Source organism: Pedobacter sp. 22226 (genome assembly GCF_052045455.1).
GTDB classification, from domain to species: domain Bacteria; phylum Bacteroidota; class Bacteroidia; order Sphingobacteriales; family Sphingobacteriaceae; genus Pedobacter; species Pedobacter jeongneungensis.
The window spans coordinates 761128-779900 of the sequence record NZ_JBQEPB010000002.1; the positions used below are offsets into that span (position 1 = coordinate 761128).

At 38.5% G+C, this 18773-nt stretch carries 21 protein-coding genes; 12 read left to right on the forward strand and 9 right to left on the reverse strand.

The genetic code is table 11. The features are described from left to right. Window positions 1-76 precede the first annotated feature (76 nt). From ACTJKC_RS06795 to ACTJKC_RS06810, 4 genes are all read left to right on the forward strand, one after another. On the forward strand, window positions 77-862 hold the full coding sequence (locus tag ACTJKC_RS06795; protein ID WP_440790805.1) for a C40 family peptidase: 786 nt from the start codon (window positions 77-79) through the stop codon (window positions 860-862). A gap of 36 nt (window positions 863-898) precedes the next feature. After that, a complete protein-coding gene (locus tag ACTJKC_RS06800) occupies window positions 899-1654 on the forward strand; it encodes a carboxypeptidase-like regulatory domain-containing protein (protein ID WP_440790806.1) in 756 nt (251 codons plus the stop codon). Window positions 1655-1734: 80 nt separating this feature from the next. After that, a complete protein-coding gene (locus ACTJKC_RS06805; protein ID WP_440790807.1) occupies window positions 1735-1941 on the forward strand; it encodes a hypothetical protein in 207 nt (68 codons plus the stop codon). Then, window positions 1938-2402: a nucleotidyltransferase gene (locus ACTJKC_RS06810; RefSeq protein ID WP_440790808.1), complete on the forward strand. Its 465-nt coding sequence runs from the start codon at window positions 1938-1940 to the stop codon at window positions 2400-2402. Before ACTJKC_RS06805 ends, ACTJKC_RS06810 begins: the two co-directional genes overlap by 4 nt. Before the next feature lies 1 nt (window position 2403). Here ACTJKC_RS06810 and ACTJKC_RS06815 read toward each other — a convergent pair whose 3' ends face one another. The 9 genes from ACTJKC_RS06815 to hisG all read right to left on the reverse strand — a co-directional run bounded on the left by ACTJKC_RS06815 (window position 2404) and on the right by hisG (window position 11410). Continuing rightward, window positions 2404-3300, reverse strand: a complete 897-nt coding sequence (locus ACTJKC_RS06815) for a WD40 repeat domain-containing protein (RefSeq protein WP_440790809.1) — start codon at window positions 3298-3300, stop codon at window positions 2404-2406. A gap of 81 nt (window positions 3301-3381) precedes the next feature. Continuing rightward, the gene (hisIE, locus tag ACTJKC_RS06820; RefSeq protein ID WP_440790810.1) at window positions 3382-3984 is read right to left on the reverse strand and encodes a bifunctional phosphoribosyl-AMP cyclohydrolase/phosphoribosyl-ATP diphosphatase HisIE; all 603 of its coding nucleotides are present in this window, start codon (window positions 3982-3984) and stop codon (window positions 3382-3384) included. Between the two features lie 61 nt (window positions 3985-4045). After that, window positions 4046-4801, reverse strand: a complete 756-nt coding sequence (gene hisF, locus ACTJKC_RS06825) for an imidazole glycerol phosphate synthase subunit HisF (RefSeq protein WP_440790811.1) — start codon at window positions 4799-4801, stop codon at window positions 4046-4048. A gap of 335 nt (window positions 4802-5136) precedes the next feature. Beyond that, window positions 5137-5886, reverse strand: a complete 750-nt coding sequence (gene hisA, locus ACTJKC_RS06830; protein WP_440790812.1) for a 1-(5-phosphoribosyl)-5-[(5-phosphoribosylamino)methylideneamino]imidazole-4-carboxamide isomerase — start codon at window positions 5884-5886, stop codon at window positions 5137-5139. Window position 5887: 1 nt separating this feature from the next. After that, complete coding sequence (gene hisH / locus ACTJKC_RS06835) at window positions 5888-6481, reverse strand: imidazole glycerol phosphate synthase subunit HisH (protein WP_440790813.1); 594 nt, start codon at window positions 6479-6481, stop codon at window positions 5888-5890. Between the two features lie 361 nt (window positions 6482-6842). Next, window positions 6843-7976 (reverse strand): bifunctional histidinol-phosphatase/imidazoleglycerol-phosphate dehydratase HisB, encoded by a 1134-nt coding sequence (gene hisB, locus ACTJKC_RS06840; protein ID WP_440790814.1) that lies wholly within the window; start codon window positions 7974-7976, stop codon window positions 6843-6845. Window position 7977: 1 nt separating this feature from the next. Further along, a complete protein-coding gene (hisC, locus tag ACTJKC_RS06845) occupies window positions 7978-9018 on the reverse strand; it encodes a histidinol-phosphate transaminase (protein ID WP_440790815.1) in 1041 nt (346 codons plus the stop codon). Between the two features lie 159 nt (window positions 9019-9177). Beyond that, window positions 9178-10509: a histidinol dehydrogenase gene (gene hisD, locus ACTJKC_RS06850; protein ID WP_440790816.1), complete on the reverse strand. Its 1332-nt coding sequence runs from the start codon at window positions 10507-10509 to the stop codon at window positions 9178-9180. A gap of 49 nt (window positions 10510-10558) precedes the next feature. Further along, a complete protein-coding gene (hisG, locus tag ACTJKC_RS06855; protein ID WP_113948362.1) occupies window positions 10559-11410 on the reverse strand; it encodes an ATP phosphoribosyltransferase in 852 nt (283 codons plus the stop codon). Window positions 11411-11685: 275 nt separating this feature from the next. Between hisG and ACTJKC_RS06860 the strand changes: the two genes are divergently transcribed. From ACTJKC_RS06860 to ACTJKC_RS06895, 8 genes are all read left to right on the forward strand, one after another. Further along, a complete protein-coding gene (locus ACTJKC_RS06860) occupies window positions 11686-13248 on the forward strand; it encodes a L,D-transpeptidase family protein (RefSeq protein ID WP_440790817.1) in 1563 nt (520 codons plus the stop codon). A gap of 72 nt (window positions 13249-13320) precedes the next feature. Beyond that, window positions 13321-14013: an NUDIX hydrolase gene (locus tag ACTJKC_RS06865; RefSeq protein ID WP_440790818.1), complete on the forward strand. Its 693-nt coding sequence runs from the start codon at window positions 13321-13323 to the stop codon at window positions 14011-14013. A gap of 68 nt (window positions 14014-14081) precedes the next feature. Further along, window positions 14082-14915, forward strand: a complete 834-nt coding sequence (gene prs / locus ACTJKC_RS06870; protein WP_440790819.1) for a ribose-phosphate diphosphokinase — start codon at window positions 14082-14084, stop codon at window positions 14913-14915. A 146-nt stretch (window positions 14916-15061) separates the two neighbouring features. Next, on the forward strand, window positions 15062-15571 hold the full coding sequence (locus tag ACTJKC_RS06875) for an O-acetyl-ADP-ribose deacetylase (protein ID WP_440790820.1): 510 nt from the start codon (window positions 15062-15064) through the stop codon (window positions 15569-15571). Window positions 15572-15586: 15 nt separating this feature from the next. Continuing rightward, the gene (locus tag ACTJKC_RS06880; protein WP_440790821.1) at window positions 15587-15778 is read left to right on the forward strand and encodes a hypothetical protein; all 192 of its coding nucleotides are present in this window, start codon (window positions 15587-15589) and stop codon (window positions 15776-15778) included. Window position 15779: 1 nt separating this feature from the next. Then, entirely contained in the window at window positions 15780-16511 is a 732-nt protein-coding gene (locus ACTJKC_RS06885) for a metallophosphoesterase family protein (protein ID WP_440790822.1), read from the forward strand. 18 nt (window positions 16512-16529) lie between these two features. Next, window positions 16530-17987 (forward strand): nicotinate phosphoribosyltransferase, encoded by a 1458-nt coding sequence (locus ACTJKC_RS06890; RefSeq protein ID WP_440790823.1) that lies wholly within the window; start codon window positions 16530-16532, stop codon window positions 17985-17987. Window positions 17988-18135: 148 nt separating this feature from the next. After that, window positions 18136-18540: a hypothetical protein gene (locus ACTJKC_RS06895; RefSeq protein WP_440790824.1), complete on the forward strand. Its 405-nt coding sequence runs from the start codon at window positions 18136-18138 to the stop codon at window positions 18538-18540. Window positions 18541-18773: the final 233 nt, after the last annotated feature.

The window sequence follows — 18773 nt, forward strand, 5'->3', positions numbered from 1 at the left end:
TAACAAATTTGCATGCAAAATGTTAGGCAATGAATGTATTTTATTAGTTTTACAATAGTTTCACGAGCAAATTTAAATGGAAAATCAATACGGTATTTGTAGGGTTGCTGTAGCGCCTTTAAGAGCAGATGCATCAGATAAAGCAGAAATTGTTTCGCAACTGTTATTTGGCGATCATGTAGAAATTATTCAAAAAGAAGATCGCTGGTGGCTGATCCAGAATGGCTACGATGGTTACGAAGGCTGGATGGATTTCAGGCAGTTGGCACCAATCAGTCAGGATCAGTTTTCAGAAATGCAAGATTGTAAATTACTGGCTCCTTTAAGTTTCAATAATGTTTTAACTGCTGCCGATGGAAGTGTTTATCATTTAAGTCCGGCAAGTAACCTTCCTTTTCTTAAAGATGGATTCTGTTATGCAGGTGAAGAAAAATTTAAGCTTAATTTTGAAGCGCACGATAACAGTATAATCAGTTTTAAAGATCAGGTAACCGATACTGCGAAATTTTTCCAGAATATCCCATACCTATGGGGCGGCAGGCATTTATTTGGTTTAGATTGCTCGGGCTTTACCCAAACCGTATTTAAAATGCTGGGAATCAAGCTAAACCGCGATGCTTCGCAACAGGCCGAACAAGGTGAACTGGTAGGCTTTTTGGCTGAGTGTAAAGCAGGTGATGTTGCCTTTTTTGATAATGATGAAGGCAGGATTACCCACGTAGGCATTATGTTGAGCCCTAATGAAATTATCCATTCTTCAGCAAAGGTAAAAATCGATCCGATTGATGATCAGGGGATTTTTAACAAAGAATTGGGAAAATATTCGCATAAATTGAGAATTATTAAACGTTTTGTGGAATAAGGGTTAAAAATGTATCCTGTATAAAAGATATGTTTTATGCCATCTAAATTTAAAATTCAAATTTCAAATCCATGCCATGAAGATTGGGGGAGAATGCAAGCCCATACAAATGGAAAATTTTGTGGTTCCTGTCAAAAACCGGTTGTAGATTTTACTCGTTTCTCTGATCAAGAGTTACAAGATTGGTTTATTAAAAATCAGGGCAAAAGTTGCGGGAGGTTTAAACCAGAGCAGCTTGACCGATTAATCATTGCGAAAGAGAATTATACGCTGAGTAAATTTAAACCAAGCCTGATCGCAGCATCTTTATTGGCTTTTTTGAGTTTTCCTAAGTTGAGTAAAGGGGAAACAATAAAGCCATCAATGGTTCAAACTGCGAGAACGATAACCAATTTCGATGAAAAATTCTGGGATGAGAAATTATCAGACTCTTTGCGGGTGATAAAAGGTAAAATTACCGAAAAAGATAAAACCGCAATGCCAGGGGTCTCTGTACGCATTTTAGGCGAAAACTATGGTGTTATCACCAATACTGCCGGTGAATTTTCGCTCAGTTATACCATTCAAAACGAAGATAAATTTAAAGAACTGAATATAAGTTTTCTGGGTTACGAAAATAAAGCTGTTAAATTTAAACCAGATGATGCCTATCTTCAGATTGTTTTAAATGAAAGTTGCACTACATTAACAGGAGATGTTGTTGTAACGAGGGCATCATCATGGAAAAGGATTCTTTATAAAGTAAAAAATCAATTACGGGATATTAACCCATTTTTTACGAAGAGAAATTAGCTTACGGATATTCTAAATGACCTTTCATAGCCTGTTTTCATTCAGTTTTGATTATATTTGTGTAGATAATTAAAGTGAAAATGGAGACGAAAGTTAGAAAGATTGCAATGGTGTTCAACCAGGTAAAGATGGAGGATGAAGATGCTTTGGATATTGACTTTTGGCTTGATCAGGCTCCGGAAGACCGCCTTAAAACTGTCGTTTCGTTGAGAGAAAGTTACTTCACCTGGTTAAACGGCTCATTTCCTGGAAAAGTGGAGAGGGTTATAACACATCGTAAATTATGATATTTGAACCTGACTTTGTAGAGTTTATTGAACTTCTAAATAAGCATAATGTCAAATATATGATTGTGGGAGCCCATGCTTTAGCATATCACGGCAGACCCAGACATACCGGTGATTTGGACATTTGGATTAAGCCAGACAAAGGTAATGCTGAAAAAATGATTACTGTATTGCAGGAATTTGGCTTTGCATCGCTAGGCTTTAAGAAGGATGATTTTTTAAGAGAAAACTATGTTTCGCAAATCGGTTATCCACCTTTAAGGATTGATATCTTGAATGCAATTTCAGGCGTTGAGTTTGATGAGGCTTATGAAAACAAAATAGATGCAGAAATAGACGGTTTGTTAACTCCTTTTATTAATGTTCAGGATTTTATTGCCAATAAAGTTGCTTCTGGTAGGATTAAAGATCTTGCCGATGTAAAAGAATTGCAAAAAAGAATCCATAAAAAGAAATCTTAAATTATTCCATCTCCCAAACCATTACCTGCCGGTCGTCTCCTGTAGAAATCAGGTAATTTCCATCATTACTCCAGATAATTTTATTGATAGAGTGAGTATGCCCAATTCCGGCTTTCTCCAAACTTAATATTTTATAGAGTTTGAAGTTTTCTGCATCCCAAAGTTTAATGCTTTTATCCTGACTGCTTGTGGCAAAATAGGGAACGGCGGGGTGAAATGCAATGTCGTACACTGTAAACATGTGTGCCGGTACGGTTTCGCGTAGTTCGTAATTTGGCAAGTCCCAAATTTTTAACTGTGCATCGCGGCTTCCCGAAATGAGGTATTTACCCGTTGGGTGGTAAGCCAGAGAGGTTACAGGTAACGAATGTCCTTCGAGGGATTGTTTTAAGCTATAATCGGCAAGGTTATAAATCCTGATCAGGTGATCCTTACAGCCAAAAGCCACTTCGTTTTCATTTGGTGCAATTGCAATGGCCCTCACAGTATCGTAAGCCACCTGGAAGCGGTAAATCTCAGTAAAATCATTAAGTGACCAAACAGCAACACTTCCATCTTCTCCGGTAGTTAAGAGTTCATTTTTGCTTTTTACGGTTTGGATATTAAAAATGGGCTTAATATGGGCATTGATCCTTACAATTACCTTTTGTTCTTTCAGGTCGTAAACACTAAAAGCACCACTCCGTTCGCCAATAAATAATTGATTCTTGTAATAGTGCAAGCAATAAACAGAACTTTGCACCGGCATTTTAACCTTAACAAAAGCCATAGTATGTAATGACCATTCTACAACACCCTTATCGTTCCCGGCGCTAAAAAATACGCCATCTTCATCAGCGTTGGCTAAAGCATAAACAGGGTTTTGATGTCCGGGGAAGGTGTGTAGGTGTTTGAGCATTTCTTGAGGTTTATGGTTTATGGTTTAGGGTATAAGGTTAGGTAACTGGCACCTTAAACCTTACACCTTTTACCTCAAACCTTACTGGTGTCTTTTTTCTAAATTTTTAGCAATATCCTGAATGGATAATCCTTTTTCTTTTAATAGAAACAATAAGTGAAAAACAAGATCCGATGCTTCTCCAATAAATTCTTCTTCTGTTTCGGCTAGTGCCGCAATTACGGTTTCTACACCTTCTTCGCCAACTTTTTGCGCAATTTTATTTAAACCTTTGCTGCGCATCTTGTTGATGTACGATCCTTCAACAGGGTTTTCGTATCTATCGGTAATGATGTTTTCGAGTTCGAAAATGAAATTCTGGTTAAAATCTGTTTTAAAACAGCTGCGGCTTCCGGTATGGCAGGTTGGTCCAACAGCATCGGCCTTGATCAGGATGGTATCATTATCGCAATCCACAAAAAGTTCCTTAACAAAAAGGAAGTTGTTGCTGGTCTCACCTTTTGTCCAAAGGCGGTTTTTTGAGCGTGAAAAAAAGGTAACCTTACCTTCGGCCTGGGTTTTTTCCAAAGCCTCGGCATTCATATAACCCAGCATTAAAACCTCTAAAGTTTTATAATCCTGAATAATTACGGGAATTAAACCCTCTGTTTTATCCCAATCAAGGGAACTGGTATTGATTGTCATTTTATTTCTTTATTTCGGAAAGACAGACTCATGACTATGGACTGCCGACTCCAGACTTATATTATATCCTTACTGGAATATAGTTCCTTTTCAGTTCCTGTTTTAAATCGGGGATTAAAATTTCGCCGTAATGGAATACCGATGCAGCGAGCGCGGCATCTACATTGGCTTTTTGGAAGACCTCGGTAAAATGTTCCATATTACCTGCGCCACCCGATGCAATGATCGGGATATTGATCATCTGGTTTATTTTACCTAACAAGCCACAATCAAAACCCGCTTTCGTGCCATCATGATCCATTGAGGTTAACAAAATTTCTCCTGCACCCAGGTTTTCAGCCTGTTTAATCCAGTTTTCTGTTTCCAGTTCAGTAATTAACCTGCCTCCATTTAAATGAACCATGTTTTTGCCGTTTACATGTTTAGTGTCGACCGCTAAAACCACAAATTGTACCCCGAAAGTTTTAGCAAGGTCTTCAATCAGTTTAGGGTTACGAACAGCTGCAGAATTGATACTGATTTTATCTGCACCTGCATTTAAAAGGGCATCAGCATCTGCAATTTCAGTTATTCCGCCACCAATGGTAAAAGGAATGTTTAGTTGACGGGCAACGGATTTAACCATTTCGATCATCGTTTTACGTCGCTCGTGAGTGGCCGTAATATCCAGGAAAACCAGCTCATCTGCCCCTTGTTGTGCATATTGCGCAGCCAGTTCCACAGGATCACCCGCATCGCGTAAATCAACAAAGTTTACGCCTTTTACCGTACGGCCGTCTTTAACGTCTAAACAAGGAATTATTCTTTTTGAAAGCATAGGTATGTTTTGTTGTCATGCTGAGGTACGAAGCATCTGTTCCATCGTGGGCAGATCCTTCATTCTTCAGGATGACATAAATGTTTATCTAAACTCTATGGATTTTTTTAATTAAATTCTAGGTTTTATCTTTTTTACGCAATCCAATGGTTATTAATACTAAGCCTATTATAAAAACCGGTATGCAGAGTAAAAAACAATACATACCAGTAATCCCCATAAGCTTTGTATAATCACCTCTATAGGTGAACATGTGAATTCCCCAAAGAAACATGCAGAAGCTTATTGGTAATAATATTAAACCAGCTAAAAGAATGCTTTTGGGTTTCATGCCTTTAAATTGAACTCAAAGCCTTCAAATTCCAATCCTTTATCTCTTCAATAGTTATCCGGTCTTCGTAAATCGCTTTTCCTACCACTACACTTCTGATCGGATATTTAGCAAGTTCGTAGATATCTTCCATCGAACTTACACCGCCTGAAGCAATTAATTTGATCATCGGAGAGTGCTCAAGTAATTTTTTGTATAAATCGATTGCTGCACCGCCTAATTTTCCATCTTTACTGATATCGGTGCATAAGAAACGGAAAAATCCCAATGAAAGGCATTTGTCAACGTAATCCATCAGTTTAATCGGCGAACTTTCCATCCAGCCCGAATATTTGATCACTTCATCCAAAACATCAATGGCAATAACGATGCGGTTGGCATAATCATCTTTTTTGGCAAAATTCTCACTTAACTGAGGTAAAAAATCTGGATTGGTAATGGCCTGGGTACCTACAATAACACGATGGATGCCTGCATCAAGCAGATTGTTAACCTGCTCAATCGTCCTGATTCCGCCACCATACTGTACTTTCATTTCGGTTTTTTTAATGATTTCGAAAAGTGATTTTTGGTTGCTGAAATCGCCTTTGGCTCCGTTTAAATCAATAATATGGATAAAATCCGTACCATTTGAGCGGTATTTTTCTATCATTTCGGCAATAGAAACATCGTACTCTGTTTTTTGGTTGTAATCGCCTTCACGCAGACGGACAACTTTTCCATCCAAAATATCAATAGCAGGTATTATGTACATTTTATAAGCTTAAGTTTGAAAAATTTTTTAATATTAATTCGCCGGCTTTTCCCGATTTCTCGGGGTGGAACTGAACGCCGTAAAAATTGTTTTTTTGTACCGCTGCCGAAAACTTTAAACCATAGTCAGCAGATGCGATGTCAAAAGTAGGGTTATATTCAATAAAGTACGAATGCACGAAGTAAAATTGTGTATTATCTTCAACACCTTCAAATAGCGGATTGTTTTTCAGGCTCACTGCATTCCAGCCCATGTGTGGTATTTTGATATTCAGCGACTTATCGAATTTTTTGGTTTTCACCGGAACGATATCTAAAAGTGCTGCATCACCTTCTTCAGAATGTTCGGTAATGAGCTGCATACCCACACAGATGCCCAGCACAGGTTTGGTCAATTTTTTAATGGCCTCAACCAGTCCGGTTCCCTTTAGTTTTTCCATCGCAGCGCCTGCATGGCCAACCCCCGGAATAATGATGTGGCTATATTTTTCGAGGTCATTTTCTGTATTTACCATGCCGTAGGTCACATTTAAGCGATCTAATGCTGCGGTAAGGGAGAAAATGTTGCCTGCTCCGTAGTTTATAATTCCAACCATTTTTAGTATCAAGTGTTTAGTGTTAGTTTCTAAGTATCAAGTATTGAGAATCAAGACAAAATGTCTATTAAATTTGGGTTGCTAAAATCGCCTTTTATTAGGTTTAATTTTTTATAAAATTTGAAAATGAAAGGCAGTTTTTCATGGGTGCTGTAGTCCCGCTATTCGTTTCAAGTTTTTTAACTTCTGTCATGCTGAGGTACGAAGCATCTGTTTTATCGGTTTCAGATGCTTCGTGCCTCAGCATAACAGCTTATTCAAGGTTGCTGCTGAATAAAAAACTTTCCACTGCTATCGGGTTTATTTAACAAAGGTTCCGTTAATAACCCAATATTCCATCTTCCATCATCCATTTTACATCCTACAGCATTCCCTTTGTGCTTGGCAATACCATTTTCTCTGCATCGCGTTTAATGGCCATTTTAATGGCTTTGGCAAATGCTTTAAAAATAGCTTCAATTTTATGGTGTTCGTTATCACCTTCAGCTTTAATGTTCAGGTTACACTTTGCAGCATCGCTGAATGATTTAAAGAAGTGATAAAACATTTCCGTTGGCATGTCACCGACTTTTTCGCGTTTAAACTCCGCATCCCAAACAATCCAGTTCCTTCCGCCAAAATCAATGGCTACCTGTGCCAGGCAATCGTCCATTGGTAAGCAAAAACCGTACCTTTCGATGCCTAATTTATTGCCCAAACCTTTGGCAAAAGCCTCACCTAATGCAATTCCGGTATCTTCAATGGTGTGGTGTTCGTCTATATGTAAATCGCCTTTGGCAATTACTTCCAGATCTACACTTCCATGCCGGGCAATCTGATCGAGCATGTGGTCGAAAAAGTTTAAACCGGTTTCGATTTTCGCTTTTCCGGTTCCATCCAGGTCTAAGTTAATGGTAATATCAGTTTCGTTGGTTTTACGCTCGTGGTGGATTTTTCTACTTCCAGCTTTGAGCAGGTTGTAGATGTCTTCCCATTTTTTGGTTTCTAAAATGATCACATCTAAAAGCGTTTCATGTTTATCCAATGCTTCTGTAGAACCCAGTGCATCATTCTGACGCAGAAAAATAGCTTTTGCACCCAAATTTTTGGCTAAAACTACATCGTTCAACCGATCTCCAATCACAAAAGAATTTTTCAGATCGTAATCTCCGCTGAAATATTTTGTCAATAGAGCTGTGCCTGGTTTACGGGTAGGGGCATTGTCTTTTGCGAAAGTTCTGTCGATTACAATCTCGCTAAAATGAACGCCTTCGCCGGCAAAAGTATCGAGCATGAAATTATGGATCGGCCAGAAATTTTCTTCAGGATTTGAAAGTGTTCCCAATCCATCCTGGTTGGTAACCATTACCAGTTCGTAATCCAGCTCGGCTGCAATTTTCGATAAATAATATAAAGAACGGGGATAGAATTTCAGCTTTGCAAAACTATCTACCTGTTCATCATCAGGCTCTATGTTTAACGTTCCGTCGCGGTCAATAAATAATACTTTCTTCATTTTAAAAATTTTCTAGAACGGTTAATAGTTTATCGTTTTCTTCTTTGGTACCAACAGTAATCCTTAAACAACCTTCGCATAAAGTTACCTTCGAACGGTCGCGAACGATGATCTCCTGATTAACCAAAGTGTCATAAATTTTCGCAGCATCAGTAACTTCTACGAGTATAAAATTAGCGTCGGACGGATACACTTTTTTAACTGCATTTACATTATTTAACGCGATGGATAAACGCTGTCTTTCTGCAACCGATGCTTTGATCCAATCGTTAACTTGTGCGATGTTTTTTAGTGCCTCAAAAGCTAAATCCTGAGTGGCCTGATTGATGTTATAAGGCGGCTTAATTTTGTTTAAAACATCGATCACTTTTGTTGAAGAAAAAGCCATACCCAAACGCAAAGCTGCGAGGCCCCAGGCCTTCGAAAAAGTTTGTAAAACCACCAGGTTTCCGTACTCGGTTAACTCCTGAATAAAGGTCTTCTGACGGGCGTAATTTATATACGCTTCATCCACTACAACGATGCCGTTAAAGTTTGCTAAAATGGTTTCAATATCTTCCCGGTTTATCGAATTTCCTGTCGGATTATTTGGCGAACAAATGAAAATTAATTTGGTGTTTTTATCAATTGTTTCTGCGATCTTTTCCATGTCCAGCTGGAAGTTTGGAAGCAGGTTCACTTTGCGTATTTCTACATCGTTTATATTGGCCGAAACTTCGTACATTCCATAAGTTGGAGGAAGCACAATTACGTTATCTTTTCCAGGATTACAGAAAGCACGGAACAACAAATCGATGGCTTCGTCGCTACCATTTCCTAAAAAAGTATTCTCAATTGGCACACCTTTTATTTTGCTGATCGCATCTTTTAAATCCAGTTGTAAAGGATCCGGATAGCGGTTATAATTTGCCGGTAATGGCGAACCATAACTGTTCTCGTTTGCGTCTAAAAAAACAGATGCCTGACCTTTAAATTCGTCCCTCGCGGTAGAGTAGGGGCGAAGGTTTTTTATATTTTCTCTTACTAAATCGTTAATGTCCATTTTTTAAGGTAAAAGGTAAAAGGTAAAAGGTAAAAGGGATTAGCGAATTGCCTAAAGCTTTCTACATTGTACTTTCTACAGATTTTATTTAAATAATTTTATCTTCCTTTCGGTTTCCTTCGGGTTGATTGCACTGATAGGTGATTACACCGGTTTTATTTATGGTTTTAAGGTCGTTTTATCTTCGGACATCGGACCTCCGACTTCAGACTCAAAATTTAATCTGATACTAACAGCATTCTTATGCGCCTCCAGGCCTTCTGCTGCGGCTAATATTTCGACAGTAGGGCCAATGTTGTTTAATCCGGTGGCTGATAACTGCTGAAAAGTGATTTTTTTCAGAAAAGCATCGGTAGAAACGCCTGAATAAGCCTTTGCAAAGCCGCTGGTTGGTAGGGTATGATTGGTTCCCGAAGCATAATCGCCAACACTCTCCGGTGTAAAATTGCCTAAAAATACCGATCCTGCATTGATAATTAGCGGAATAAGTTTTTGATGGTTTTCAGTAGCCAATATTAAGTGCTCAGGTGCATATTCGTTAGAAAATTGCATCGCTTGCTCCAGATTTTCTGCTAAAACCGCATAAGAATTGGCGATTGCTTTGGCCGCAATATCCTTTCTAGGCAATATAGCAAGCTGATTCTCAATTTCTTTCAGGGTTTGATTGATAATTTCCTCAGAAGTAGCCGCTAAAATGGCCTGACTATCAGTGCCATGTTCGGCCTGTGCTAACAGATCTGCAGCAATAAATGCAGGATTTGCGGTTTCATCAGCAATTACCAAAACTTCCGATGGGCCAGCAGGCATATCAATAGCCACTTTGTTTTGCACCATGGTTTTGGCGGTGGTTACGTAACGGTTGCCAGGACCAAAAATCTTATAAACCTGTGGCACACTTTCCGTTCCGAATGCCATTGCTGCAACGGCTTGGGCACCGCCAATCAGGAATATTTTTTCGATACCTAATAATACGGCACAATAAGCCAAGTAGCAGTTGGTTTTGCCGTTGCTTTGTGGTGGCGAACATACTACGATTTCTTTACATCCTGCGATGATTGCAGGTGTAGCCAGCATTAAAAATGTGCTCGGTAAAACAGCAGTTCCTCCCGGAATGTAAAGCCCCACTTTTTCAATTGCTCTCGATTCGCGCCAGCACAAAACGCCTGGCATGGTTTCAATTTTATCTTCAGTCTTTAACTGCGACTGGTGAAAAGTTTTGATGTTCTGATAAGCTGTATCGATTGCTTTTTTTGCATCAGCCGGAATGGTAGCTGCAATTTCTTTTAGTTCATCAGCATCTAAAAAAAGTTTCTCCAGATCAACTTTATCAAAGGCTTTTGCGAAGTTGAAAAGGGCTTTATCTCCGTCTTTTTTTACCGTGCTTAAAATGTCAGTAACCCGTTCTTCAACCAGTTTATCATCTTCAATCTGCCTCGAACAAATCTCTTCAATTTTTGATTTAGATAAATCTGTATAACTATAGATTTTCAATGTCTTATGATTTAAAATTAACTAATAGTTAATGTGTATTTAAATAATTTTACCTGATTATTTTCTCGATAGGCATAACTAAAATACCTTCGGCACCAGCAGCTTTTAAACTGTTTATTTTATCCCAGAAATCTTCCTCTGCAATTACCGAATGAACGGCTACCCAGTTGGGTTCGAAGAGTGGAACAACGGTTGGGCTTTTAACACCCGGAAGAAGATCTACAACTTTTTGAAGGTTATCTTTTGATACATTTAGTACCACATATTTGTTCGATTTTGCACTGAGTACGGAGCGGATGCGTTGCAACAGTTCGGCAACTTCCGGATTGTCGGCGATTGATTTATTTCCGATTAAAACTGCTTCCGATTGCATTACATCAGCGAAAGGTTTTAGTCCGTTGCTCTTTAATGTTCCACCGGTTGATACGATATCAAAAATGGCGTCGCTTAAGCCTAAACCCGGACCAATTTCTACCGATCCGGAAATGGTTCTGATATCAGATTTGATCCCTTTTTCCTGCAAGAATTTTTCGAGGATAACGGGGTAAGAAGTGGCAATGGCTTTACCATTTAATTCTTCCAAATTCTGAATACCACTGGTAGCCTGAACAGCGATTTTTAAGGTGCATTTTCCGAAGCCCAATTTTTGCAGATAGTCTACCTCAGCCTTCGTTTCTACAATTACGTTTTCGCCAACAATACCCAGGTCAGCAATGCCATCCTGTACGTATTCCGGAATATCATCATCACGAAGGAAAAGAATTTCTAAGGGAAAATTAGTAACCGTTGAGATCAGGGAACTTTTGTAGTTTTCGAATGATAAACCACAATTTTTAAGTATTTCTACAGATTTTTCGTTTAACCTACCCGATTTCTGGATAGCAATTTTAAGTGTTTTCAATGTATTGAATATAGAGTGAACAGGAAATTATTTTACGGAAAAAAGTTTTGAAGTACAAAACAAACATATCATATCGCCTATCGGCGATGGTGTAAATGTAAGTGATGGTTCAAAGTTAAATTCATAAATTATTTCTGCCAGTATCAATACGTTAGCTGATAAGCGCTGGCAAATATAGTGTTTGAAATGGTAAAACAAAAAATAATGGCACTTAATTTGCCATTATGCTGTTTTTAGTGCCAATAACCCTTATTTTGTATTTAAATTTTATCGTATTGAAAAAGTTTCGCTTTCTAATATTGCCTTTTATTTTGTTCATTTCTGCCTGTGGATGGTTTAAAAGCCCTCCGGAGATCGGAAAAGTACTGTCAGAACATTTTAAGAATAAGATCTATAAAGATTTTGATACTGTAGCTTATGATAGCGTTTTTGTGAAGACAATGGACAGTCTTTCGGGTAAATTCGTTAATCCTAAAACGATAAAAGCTTTTTATGCGCATAATTATGCTGAACCTAAATTAGTTACCCGGTTTTACATTAACGGGGAATTGGATTCGCTTGTGGGTTATTTAAATCAAAGTAAAGTGCATGGTTTTAATCCCGGGATTTTTAAAGGCGACGAAATAAAAGCATTATTGGATGAATTAACTGCTAATAAATTTAAAAAAGTAGAAGAAAGCTATCCGGTAATTGCCAAACTAGAGTTATTATCAGCAAATGCTTATTTAAATTATAACAATTACCTTAAATATGGGGTGATCAATCCCCGCTCTGTTTTTTCGCGTTATTACATAAAAGTAAGGCGACCGGACAGCGTTGGAATGCTCAATCTTTTAGACAGTAAAAACCTGTTGGATACTTTAAGAAATGTGCAACCAAAATCGGTTCAGTATAAAGCTTTGCAGTCGGCCTATTTAAATGCAGATGCAGAAAGTGACAAACGGATTTTGTTATTAAATATGGAACGTTTCAGGTGGAAAATGCCGGAGACCGGAGACAATTATGTGCAGGTAAATATTCCCGACTTCAGGCTAACCTGGCTGGACAAAACTGATACTGTAATTTCGATGAAAGTTTGCGTGGGTGGCAGACGTGAAAACGGTTATGAAGACAAGCTAAAAGCTTACGCAAAATCGGGCAATTTAGATGACAAACCAAAGAACCATGAAACGCCATTATTATTTAGTAAAATCAGTTCCATTCAGGCCAATCCGATATGGAATATTCCGGTAAGTATTGCGCAAAGTGAGATCTACTGGATGGCCCGGAAAGATCCTTATTATTTATCGAACAGCAACATCAAAGTGTACTACAAAGATAAGCTAATTGGAGAGCCTGATACCATCAACTGGAACAAGTATTCGAGGGATAAATTACCCTTCAAATTTAAGCAGGGTTCTGGTGGCGGAAATGCTTTAGGAAAGTTCAAATTTATCTTCGATAACAGCTCTAGTATTTACCTTCACGATACCAATAATAAGAACGGTTTTAATTTAACCAACCGCGCCATTAGTCATGGTTGTGTACGTATAGAAAAACCTCTGGAGTTCGCCGAACTTTTGGTGAAAGATTCTTATACCTACGATAAGCTAAGGGCGGAGGTAGATTTGCCGCCGATTGATAGCACACATGTAAAATGGTATAAAAAACGTATGGCTCAAAAGGCAGATACTACAAAGGCTTTCCAATTGAAACCGGCCTGGTTTGGGCCAAAGAAATCTGTTCCGTTAATCATCACCTATATTACAGCATGGTCTCAAAACGACAAGATTGAATACCGGCCTGATGTTTACGGCATGGATGAAAAACTTTGGGCAGCGATGAAGAAGTTCAGGTAGGAAATTAATTAACAGATTCGGTCTTTCCCGTTAAAAGAATTAACTTTGTGTTGTTTTTACACAAATTAAGGAATGATCAATCAAAATATCAAAATCGCTGTTGATGCCATTGTTTTTGGCTACGAAAAAGGAACACTTTATGTGCTGGCTGTTCAGCAGCGTTTTGGTAAACTGGCCGATAGATGGGTACTGCCCGGCGGATTTATTTTGGATGACGAACCTTTGTTAACAGCAGTTGAGCGCGAACTTAAAGAAGAAGCTGGCATTACGGTGAATTACCTGGAGCAACTGGGTACTTTTGGTGATGATATTAAGCGTGACGAACGGTTTAGGGTAGTCTCTGTAGCCTATTTTGCGCTCGTAAATCCCAAAAATTTTGTATTAAAGGCCGATACCGATGCCAAAGATGCCAAATGGTTTCCTATTGATCAGGTGCCGCAGCTAGGTTATGACCATAATGAAATGGTTAATCTGGCGCACCAGCGTTTAAAAAATAAATTGACCTATCAGCCCATTGGTTTCGATCTGCTGGATCAGGAATTTCTCTTCTCCGACCTCGAAAATTTATACTGCTCTATTTTGGAAAGGGATATCGACAGGAGAAATTTCAGAAAAAAGATTTTAAGTTTTGGAATTGTTACAGAAACGGATAAATTGGTAAAAATAGGTGCTAGTGGCCGTCCAGGCAAGCTTTTTACCTTTGATAAGACAAAATATAACCAGCTTTTAAAGGAAAATTTCCAGTTCGACATTAGGTTTGCGTAAAATAAACACAAATTATTTTTTGGATTCTAAAAATGATTTTTATATTTGTGTAAATAATACGCAAATATATGTTAAATTTAGATCCGGGTTTCACTCCGCTAGGCGAAAAAAACTCCATTACACATAAATCTTTCCTGTTTGCAGGTGGCGAACCACATATTAAAATAACCGATGGTTTTAATTCTGCTGAACCCATAACCATTACGCAAAGGATAAATTCTTTTAACGATTTAGGCCTCATCTGCATCACGGTTGATGCTTTGAAAAGAATGAGCGTAAAAGAAATCAATCTTTTTATTCCGTATTTCCCTGCAGCCAGGCAGGATCGGGTGATGGTTCCCGGCGAACCCTTATCGGTAAAAGTTTATGCTGACATTATTAATGCAATGGGCTTGGCAAGTGTTACCGTTTTCGATCCACATAGCGAAGTAACACCAGCCCTTCTTAATAACTGTGTAATGGTTTCCAATCACCAATTTATAAAAGAGGTCATTTCAAAAATCGGTACAGAGGTAAAACTCATTTCTCCTGATGGTGGTGCCTTAAAGAAAATTTATAAAGTATCCGAGTTTTTAGGTGGTGCAGAGGTTGTAGAATGTTCAAAAAGCAGGGATGTAAAAACCGGGAAACTTTCAGGATTTAAAGTGTATAGCGATGATCTTGCCGGTGCCGATTGCCTGATTGTAGATGACATCTGTGACGGTGGTGGTACATTTATTGGTCTCGCCGAAGCACTTAAAGCCAAAAATGCAGTTAAATTATACCTGGCAATCAGTCATGGCATATTTAGCAAAGGTTTTGATGAACTGGGTAAATATTTTGAACAGATTTTTACAACGGATTCCATTAAAGAAGTTGATCATGCTGGCGTAACACAGATAAAATTGGCAGATATTATTTAGATTCCATTAAATACTTTAGTGTAAGCGGTCGTCAACCTGATCCGATAGCTATCGGATTCATTTCAGTATCTATTTACGGATAAGATGCTGAATTGAATTCAGCATGATGTTTTGCAGTAAAATAGTTTATAAATAAAATTCAAAAAATGATTATAGAAGTAATCAAAGCCGATATAACAGAAATTAAAGCCGATGCCATTGTTAACGCGGCAAACAGTTCCTTGTTAGGTGGCGGAGGGGTTGATGGTGCCATCCACAGGAAAGGTGGCAAAGAAATTTTAAAAGCCTGTGTAGCCATCAGGAACAAGCAGGGAACATGCAAAACCGGACATGCTGTAATTACAACGGCTGGTAATTTACCTGCTAAATATGTGATCCATACCGTTGGGCCGGTTTGGAATGGAGAAAGTGAAAAAAATAATGCTTTGCTTGCCGATTGTTACCGGAACAGTTTAGCACTTGCCATAGAAAACGATGTTAAGGTAATTGCTTTCCCGAACATCAGCACTGGGATTTATCATTTCCCAAAAGATAAAGCAGCGGATATTGCCATTACAACAGTAAATAATTTCGCTGAAAAAGAAAAGATAGAAAAGGTAATCTTTGTTTGTTTCGACGAGGAGAATTACGAGATCTATGAAGAAAAATTAAATTAATAACATAAAGTCATCATGAATAGTAGAATAACTAAAGGAATCAGTAAATGCGATATTTCTCTATCAGCCAATAAATCAGGTTGCAGGAAAGAAAGCCAGTTATTCTCAGCGTTAATAGCGGGATGCAAAGCAGGATATAAATTTTACTTATCAGCCAACAACGTTTGGCTTACAGATGTTGTGCCTGCTGAATATATAGAATTTTAACATGGGAAGAACATTGGTAATAGGCGATATACATGGTGGATTAAAAGGTCTGATCCAGTTATTCGAGCGTGCTGAAGTAACCACAGATGATAAACTGATTTTTCTTGGTGATTACGTTGATGGATGGAGTGAATCAGCACCGGTGATCGATTACCTGATAAAACTGGAAGAAAGCCATCAATGCATTTTTATCAAAGGCAATCACGATGCCTGGTGTATCGATTGGTTAGAAAAAGGTATCGTGGATGATGTTTGGTTCGTACATGGTGGTAAATTAACCATCGGGAGTTATAAAGATTTATCTGATCAAGTACGGGAAAAACATTTAAAATTCTTTAAACGGATGAAAGATTATTACGTAGACGGACAAAATAACCTTTTTATCCATGCCGGTTTTTCTTCCATGCACGGACCGGAAAAAGAGCGTTATTCATCTAATTATTCGTGGGACAGAACCCTATGGGAAATGGCACTCACGATGGATAATCGGATCAAAAAAGATTCGGCCATTTACCCCAAACGATTATTGCTCTACAATGAAATTTACATCGGGCATACGCCAACGCTCTATTATAATACGGACGTGCCAATGCAGGGCTGTAACGTTTGGAATATCGATACCGGTGCTGCATTTACCGGAAAATTAACCTGTTTGGATATTGAAACCAAACAATTTTGGCAGAGTGATACCTTGCAAAGCCTGTATCCCAACGAAAAAGGAAGAAATAAATAATAGCAAATACATCAAACCATGAATCCATTATTATTAACAGACGGTTATAAAGTTGACCACCGCAGACAGTACCCTGAAAATACCACACTGGTTTATTCTAACTGGACACCCAGAAAAAGCAGGCTCGAAAATGTAAACCATGTAGTGCTTTTTGGCTTACAGTACTTTATCAAAAAATACATTATCGAAGATTTTAACCAGAATTTTTTCAAACAGCCCAAAGAAGAGATTTTAAGAAAATACGCCCGCAGGATAAACAATTACCTTGGCGAAAACCTGGTAGGCACGCAACACATTGCCGATTTGCATGATCTGGGTTATATCCCCATGGTTTTTAAATCACTCCCCGAAGGGGCAGAAGTACCATTGCGTGTGCCGATGTTCACCATGTACAACACCAAACCAGAGTTTTTCTGGCTGACCAACTATTTCGAAACATTGCTTTCGGCAGTGGTTTGGTTGCCATGTAATTCGGCTACCATTGCAAAACAGTATCGTACCATCCTGGATAAATATGCAGCTGAAACCTCTTCTGTACCCGAGTTTGTAGATTGGCAGGGACACGATTTCTCGATGCGCGGCATGTGTGGGATAGAAGCTGCGGTAACTTCAGCCGCTGGCCATTTACTGAGTTTCACAGGAACCGATACCATCCCTGCAATTGATTTTCTGGAAGAATATTACAAAGCCGATTCTGATAAAGAACTGATCGGTGGCTCAGTAGCGGCTACAGAACATTCGGTAATGTGTATGGGAACCAATACCGGAGAGCTTGAAACGTTTAAAAGATTAATTCTCGAAGTTTATCCAAAAGGAATTGTATCCATCGTTTCCGATACCTGGGATTTATGGAAAGTGTTAACCGAATACCTGCCTGTTTTAAAAGATGATATCATTGCCAGGCCGGGTAAAGTGGTGATCAGGCCTGATTCTGGCGATCCGGTTGATATCATCTGCGGAAACCCGAACGGCAAAAACGAAAATGAGAAAAAAGGTGTGATCGAGCTGCTTTGGGATGTTTTTGGTGGAAAAACCAACGATAAAGGTTTTAAAGAACTCATTCCGCAGATTGGCGCGATTTACGGCGATAGCATCACTACCGAAAGGGCTACACAGATCTGCGAACGTTTAAAAGCCAAAGGTTTTGCTTCAACCAACGTGGTTTTCGGTATTGGCTCTTTCACTTATCAGTACAATACCCGCGATACCTTTGGTTTTGCCATGAAAGCCACTTATGGTGAGGTAGATGGCGTTGGTCGCGAGATATTTAAAGATCCTATTACCGACGATGGTACCAAAAAATCAGCCAAAGGTTTATTGCAGATTTTTAAAAATGCCAAAGGCGATTACGAACTGAAAGATCAATGCACCTGGGAAGAAGAAGCACAGGGCGAATTGAAAGAAGTTTTCAGGGATGGAAAGCTACTGATCGATTATTCTCTCGCCGAAATTAGAGAAAGGCTAAAGAATAGTTAACTTCGCCAGGATTTTGAGACTGTATCATCAATATCGGATTGTCATACTGAACCTGTCGAAGGACCATAATAAAGCATTTTGACAAACTCAACGTGACACGTTTAAATTTTTATGATACAGTCTCAATTAATAAAATGATACCCAGAAAATGCAGGAAACACCTACTTTTAACCATCAGGCCGATATTGTAAATAGTGCTATCAGATTTATAAACTCATGGTTTAAGCAGTCTAAGACTATTACCAATGAGCTGAATGATTTTTTTATCCTTCCAGGAAATAAAATTATTGGTAAAGATGTAGTTATTGGTCGGTTAAAAGGCATTTTCGGACAATCTGATGAGTATGTTGGGGGCAGATATGATATTATCGATGTCAACTTCGAATTGTTTGATGATGGTAAAGGAATGGGTTTCGTTGAAGGTGTTGCAGGTTACCGGGATGTTATTCAAAAACAATCCAAAATTATAAGCGGACCTTTTAAACTCTATTTCGCGCTTTACAATGGCAGCTGGAAAATCGTAAATATCGAATTTCCGGGGTTTAGTTATTAATAATAAAAAAAGTCGTCATTGCTTGACGCTTTTATTATGCAATACGTCATCTCGAGCGGAGTGTAACGTAGCAGAGAGATCTATCTAGGCAGATCTCTCCACTCCACTGCGTTCCGGTCGTATTCTAGGTTTACCACAATTGCAAATTTATTTTAAGAAAAACTCCAAATAAAGAGTTTTTCTTATCTTTTATGACGCTCTCCTATAATTCTCGACATACATTTCTCCTCTTT

Coding starts and splice junctions, on each gene's coding strand:
- hisIE (WP_440790810.1), bottom strand. CDS start 3,984: ATGACAATCAATACCAGTTCCCTTGATTGGGATAAAACAGAGGGTTTA.
- ACTJKC_RS06880 (WP_440790821.1), top strand. CDS start 15,587: ATGAATAGTAGAATAACTAAAGGAATCAGTAAATGCGATATTTCTCTA.
- ACTJKC_RS06865 (WP_440790818.1), top strand. CDS start 13,321: ATGATCAATCAAAATATCAAAATCGCTGTTGATGCCATTGTTTTTGGC.
- hisH (WP_440790813.1), bottom strand. CDS start 6,481: ATGGTTGGAATTATAAACTACGGAGCAGGCAACATTTTCTCCCTTACC.
- ACTJKC_RS06815 (WP_440790809.1), bottom strand. CDS start 3,300: ATGCTCAAACACCTACACACCTTCCCCGGACATCAAAACCCTGTTTAT.
- hisA (WP_440790812.1), bottom strand. CDS start 5,886: ATGTACATAATACCTGCTATTGATATTTTGGATGGAAAAGTTGTCCGT.
- ACTJKC_RS06890 (WP_440790823.1), top strand. CDS start 16,530: ATGAATCCATTATTATTAACAGACGGTTATAAAGTTGACCACCGCAGA.
- ACTJKC_RS06875 (WP_440790820.1), top strand. CDS start 15,062: ATGATTATAGAAGTAATCAAAGCCGATATAACAGAAATTAAAGCCGAT.
- ACTJKC_RS06810 (WP_440790808.1), top strand. CDS start 1,938: ATGATATTTGAACCTGACTTTGTAGAGTTTATTGAACTTCTAAATAAG.
- ACTJKC_RS06885 (WP_440790822.1), top strand. CDS start 15,780: ATGGGAAGAACATTGGTAATAGGCGATATACATGGTGGATTAAAAGGT.
- hisB (WP_440790814.1), bottom strand. CDS start 7,976: ATGAAGAAAGTATTATTTATTGACCGCGACGGAACGTTAAACATAGAG.
- ACTJKC_RS06805 (WP_440790807.1), top strand. CDS start 1,735: ATGGAGACGAAAGTTAGAAAGATTGCAATGGTGTTCAACCAGGTAAAG.
- hisC (WP_440790815.1), bottom strand. CDS start 9,018: ATGGACATTAACGATTTAGTAAGAGAAAATATAAAAAACCTTCGCCCC.
- prs (WP_440790819.1), top strand. CDS start 14,082: ATGTTAAATTTAGATCCGGGTTTCACTCCGCTAGGCGAAAAAAACTCC.
- ACTJKC_RS06800 (WP_440790806.1), top strand. CDS start 899: ATGCCATCTAAATTTAAAATTCAAATTTCAAATCCATGCCATGAAGAT.
- ACTJKC_RS06895 (WP_440790824.1), top strand. CDS start 18,136: ATGCAGGAAACACCTACTTTTAACCATCAGGCCGATATTGTAAATAGT.
- hisF (WP_440790811.1), bottom strand. CDS start 4,801: ATGCTTTCAAAAAGAATAATTCCTTGTTTAGACGTTAAAGACGGCCGT.
- ACTJKC_RS06795 (WP_440790805.1), top strand. CDS start 77: ATGGAAAATCAATACGGTATTTGTAGGGTTGCTGTAGCGCCTTTAAGA.